3 protein-coding genes are annotated in these 4,478 nt (G+C 30.3%); 2 read left to right on the forward strand and 1 reads right to left on the reverse strand.

What is annotated here, in order from left to right:
* Nucleotides 1-102 precede the first annotated feature (102 nt).
* A complete protein-coding gene (locus L8D11_RS03675; protein ID WP_272906031.1) occupies nucleotides 103-1,056 on the reverse strand; it encodes a tyrosine recombinase in 954 nt (317 codons plus the stop codon).
* A 236-nt stretch (nucleotides 1,057-1,292) separates the two neighbouring features.
* Here L8D11_RS03675 and topA point away from each other — a divergent pair, with 236 nt between their 5' ends.
* A complete protein-coding gene (gene topA / locus L8D11_RS03680; protein WP_236870324.1) occupies nucleotides 1,293-3,614 on the forward strand; it encodes a type I DNA topoisomerase in 2,322 nt (773 codons plus the stop codon).
* On the forward strand, nucleotides 3,614-4,126 hold the full coding sequence (locus L8D11_RS03685; protein ID WP_236870325.1) for a gamma carbonic anhydrase family protein: 513 nt from the start codon (nucleotides 3,614-3,616) through the stop codon (nucleotides 4,124-4,126). The genes topA and L8D11_RS03685 overlap by 1 nt, the downstream gene beginning before the upstream one ends.
* Nucleotides 4,127-4,478: the final 352 nt, after the last annotated feature.

Consider the following 4,478-nt stretch of genomic DNA (forward strand, 5'->3'; position numbering starts at 1 on the left):
GATACTACCTCGCCTTTTTCTTTTTTTCTTACTATTATTTCAAAATCCATTTGATACCTGTATTGTTTTAGGTCAAAGGTTAGCACTTTTCCTATTTATACGCTATCTAATATTTATGCTTCCATTTTTGAAAGGTAATCGACTTAATGGGTGCTTATCTAGTAGTAGCTTTTTCGTCTTAGAATCTGATACTTTAGTATAAATTTGGGTTGACGATATATCAGAATGTCCCAACAGTTCTTGCACAATTCTTAAGTTAGCACCATTGTCTAACATATGAGTTGCGAAGGAATGTCTAATTTTATGTGGGGAAATAATTGAGGGATCAATATTAGACTTTATAGCAATTTCTTTAAGAATTTGACCAAATCTTTGCCTAGAAATATGAATAATTTTTTTATTTTTTGAAATAGATGGAAATACCCAATTTACCTTTATTCCAGCAGATAAAAATTTATTTCTAATGTTTAAATAATTTTTCAATGCTTTGCATGCTTTTTGGTTTAATATGACTGCTCTTTCTTTTTGTCCCTTTCCCTTCACTATTAAAAGATTTACTTCTGAATCACTAGAAAAACCTTCTAATGATTTCATTTCTAATGCAACTAATTCGGAAATTCTCATACCTGTTGAGTATAATATCTCAAGCATTGCGTAATCTCTTAGACCCTCCTTGGTAACATCATTGTATGCTGTTTCTATTAATTGACTCAATATATTTTTGGAAAGTGCTTTTGGGACAGATTCTGGCCTTATAGGCATAATGATGTTTAATGTGGGATTTTCTTTAAATATTCCATCAGATACCAAAAAAGAAAAAAACTGCCTTAAAGCAGAAATTTTTCTACCTATAGTTTTAGCTCCTAAATTCTTTTTGCTCAACTTTGCTATAAAATCCTTTACTATGAAGGGAGTAACTTTTTCTAGTGCTATATGGTTTAATTCTAGATAATCAAATAAATCTTTGATATCTTTTTTGTAGGATAATATTGTATTTTCTGTTGCTCCTCTTTCAGCAATAAGCATTTCGAAGAAATACTCCATATAATTTATCATATAATTTTTTTTAGTCATTGGTCATTTATAATGCTGAATATCTCTAATAAAATTAATAAATCATTGATTTATACATTGACTTATATTGTTTTATAAAAAAATAAGATTTAACTATACATAAGTCAAAGTGAGATATTAATTTATACTAGAGTCCTCTACTATCTTTCTCAATAAATATTGCATGTTATGAACAAATATGCAAACTAACATATAATTAATTAATATTTTTATACATAATGAAATTACTTATAGTTGAATCTCCTGCAAAAGCAAAAACTTTAGAGAAATATTTGGGTAAAGACTACAAAGTAATTTCTTCATATGGTCATGTAAGGAGTTTGCCATCTGTCAAAGATGCGGTAGAACCAGAGAATAATTTTAAAATTACATATAAAGTGCTTGAAAAGGCAAAAGATACAATAAAAAAACTTTCTGAAAATTTTAAAAAGGCGGACGCTATTTTTCTAGCGACTGACCCCGATAGAGAAGGAGAAGCAATTTCGTGGCATGTTTTAGAGACGATGAAAAGTAAAAAATCTATTAATAAGGGCGTAGAGATAAAAAGAATTGTATTTCATGAAATAACAAAAAATGCTGTGATAAATGCTATAAAAAATCCAAGAAAGTTAGATGATAATTTAGTGCGCGCACAACAGGCGAGGCAGGCACTAGATTATTTAGTTGGGTTTACTTTATCTCCTGTTTTATGGAGAAAATTACCGGGCAGTAGATCTGCAGGAAGAGTGCAATCAGTTGCTCTAAAGCTACTATGTGAAAGAGAAAATGAAAGAGATAAATTTAGGGAGCAAGAATATTGGTCAATAGATTCTATATTTCAAAATGAGGACAAAGTTAATTTTGATTCTCAACTTCATATCTACGATGGTAAAAAAATTGAAAAACTTGGTATAACAAATGAGAAGTATGCTGAGGAAATAGTAAAAAATGTTGAAAAGCTGAAATATGCAGTTTCTTCTATTAAAACTAAGGAGATGAGCAGAAAGCCTACAGCTCCATTTATTACTTCAACTTTAATACAAGAGGCTTCCAGAAAATTAAATTTTACTGCACAAAAAACAATGTTGGTTGCGCAAAAGCTTTATGAAGGCATTCAAATTAACGGTGAAGTTGAAGGTTTAATCACCTACATGAGAACGGATGGTGTTACAATATCGAATGAAGCTATTAAGAATATTGTTTCCCATATAAAAAATCATTATGGTCCAAATTATTTGCCTTCAACTCCTATTATTTATAAATCAAAATCTAAAAATGCTCAGGAAGCTCATGAGGCAATTAGGCCAACTAGTTTTCAAAATACTCCTAATGATATAAAAGAATTTTTGGATAATGATCAATACAGATTATATGAACTAATTTGGAAGAGAACGATTGCAAGCCAAATGGCTAATGCCAAATTAGAATCTGTTACTGTAGAAATATCATCTCAAAATAGTAAACATATATTCAAATCTGTAGGTTCCACTCTTGTATTTGATGGGTTTTATAAAGTATACAAAGAAGGTCAAGATAATGAACAAGATGAAAGCAGAAATAGAATTCCAAAACTTAAAGCTGGAGATAATGTAGTACTTAATAAAGTTACTCCTAATCAGCATTTTACACAGTCTCCGCCTAGATACACTGAAGCAAGCCTTGTAAAGAGAATGGAGGAATTAGGAATAGGTAGACCTTCTACATACCCTAAAATCATTTCGATATTAATCGAAAGGGAATACGCTAAAATCATGCAAAAAAGCTTTATACCAGAATCTAAAGGAAGGCTTGTCGATGCTTTTCTCAATAAATTTTTTAACAAGTATATAGATTATGATTTCACAGCAAATTTGGAAAATGAATTAGACGATATAGCAAATGGAAAAAAAGACTGGAAGGAAGTATTGGCAAATTTTTGGTCCCTATTTAAAAGTACATCCAATGAGGTTTTAGAAATAAAAAATATGGATGTAATTAATGAAGTTGAAAATTTGTTAGTAGATTATATTTTTAAATCTGATGGTGCTGAGGATATTGAAAATTTAAGAAAATGTAGCAAATGTAAAGATGGAAAATTAGGGCTAAGAACAGGAAAATTTGGAGCATTTATAGGTTGCTCAAACTACCCAGAATGTAATAACAAAAAAATGTTATTTGGAGATGAGCCTCTAGATGATGCAAGTAGTAATGAGAAAATTTTAGGAATAGATGCAAAAACTCAAGTGAATATATTACTCAAAAAAGGTCCATACGGATTTTATTTAGAGAAGGAAGAGGATGGTAAAAAAAAGCGTGCATCACTTCCTGCAAAATATCCGCATGAGGATATTGGTTTAGAATTTGCATCCAATTTGCTAAATTTACCAAAAGTTATAGGAAAGCACCCATCTATCAATGAGGATATATTTGTAAAAATTGGCAGATATGGTCCATATTTAGAATGTAATAAAAAATTCTATGCTTTGAAAAATATCGATAAAATTGATATTAATTTGAGCGAAGCAACAACGCTTATTGATAATTACAAGCCTAAAGTTACAAAAAGAAAGAAAAAGGAGTAATGGCAGTTATTTTACCTTATAAAAATAAATTTCCCAAAATAGCAAAGGACGCATTCATTGCAGAGAATGCAGTAATCATAGGAGATGTAGAAATTGATAGTAAATCAAGTATTTGGTATAATTGCGTTATAAGGGGTGATGTTAATTATATAAGGATTGGAAAAGAAACTAACATTCAAGATGGAACAATAATTCACGTTGGAACTAATAATGGGCCGACAATAATTGGCGATGGTGTGACAATAGGTCATAAGGCTTTAATTCATGCTTGTACAATTTGTGATTATTCATTTATTGGTATGAATTCTACCATTATGGACTATGCGCAAGTTAAATCCTACTCTATGGTTGCAGCGGGAGCTCTAGTCACTAATAGTAAAATAGTAGAGATAAATGAGCTATGGGCAGGGGTTCCAGCAAAATTTTTACGACAATTAAAGGAAGAAGAAACAGAATATATAAATATTTCTAAGGAAAGATATGTTGCTCTAGCAAAAGAATATAAATGTTGATTTTATTTACTTCGTATTATTTAGTCTCAGTCATAGCTTTATGTAATTATGACCGGATCTTTAGATTTATTTTTCAACTGACCTGTATTGCTTTTGCTTTTTTGTATATCCTTTGTCTCCAGGGCACAGTCAAGTTAAAAATAGAATAAAATTCTGATATTGAATAAAAGATTATAAAATTGTAGGATTTAAAAAAATAAATATCAAAAAAGATGAAGGGCACACCGGCACCGTCAAGTTAATGGAAATATGGCCGCAACACAACCCTGACCCTTAAATTTTAGGCAGCAGCTATCTCTTGGATAGCTTCATCCCAAATAAATTTAGCTTTTTGAAAATTCTCTCTTTGGAT

Origin of the sequence: Candidatus Bandiella numerosa, from assembly GCF_021811875.1 — a bacterium.
Classification (GTDB): domain Bacteria; phylum Pseudomonadota; class Alphaproteobacteria; order Rickettsiales; family Midichloriaceae; genus Aquirickettsia; species Aquirickettsia numerosa_A.

Bases quoted from the DNA above. Each gene is read 5' to 3' on its own strand.
- topA (WP_236870324.1), top strand. From the start codon at position 1,293: ATGAAATTACTTATAGTTGAATCTCCTGCAAAAGCAAAAACTTTAGAG.
- L8D11_RS03685 (WP_236870325.1), top strand. From the start codon at position 3,614: ATGGCAGTTATTTTACCTTATAAAAATAAATTTCCCAAAATAGCAAAG.
- L8D11_RS03675 (WP_272906031.1), bottom strand. From the start codon at position 1,056: ATGATAAATTATATGGAGTATTTCTTCGAAATGCTTATTGCTGAAAGA.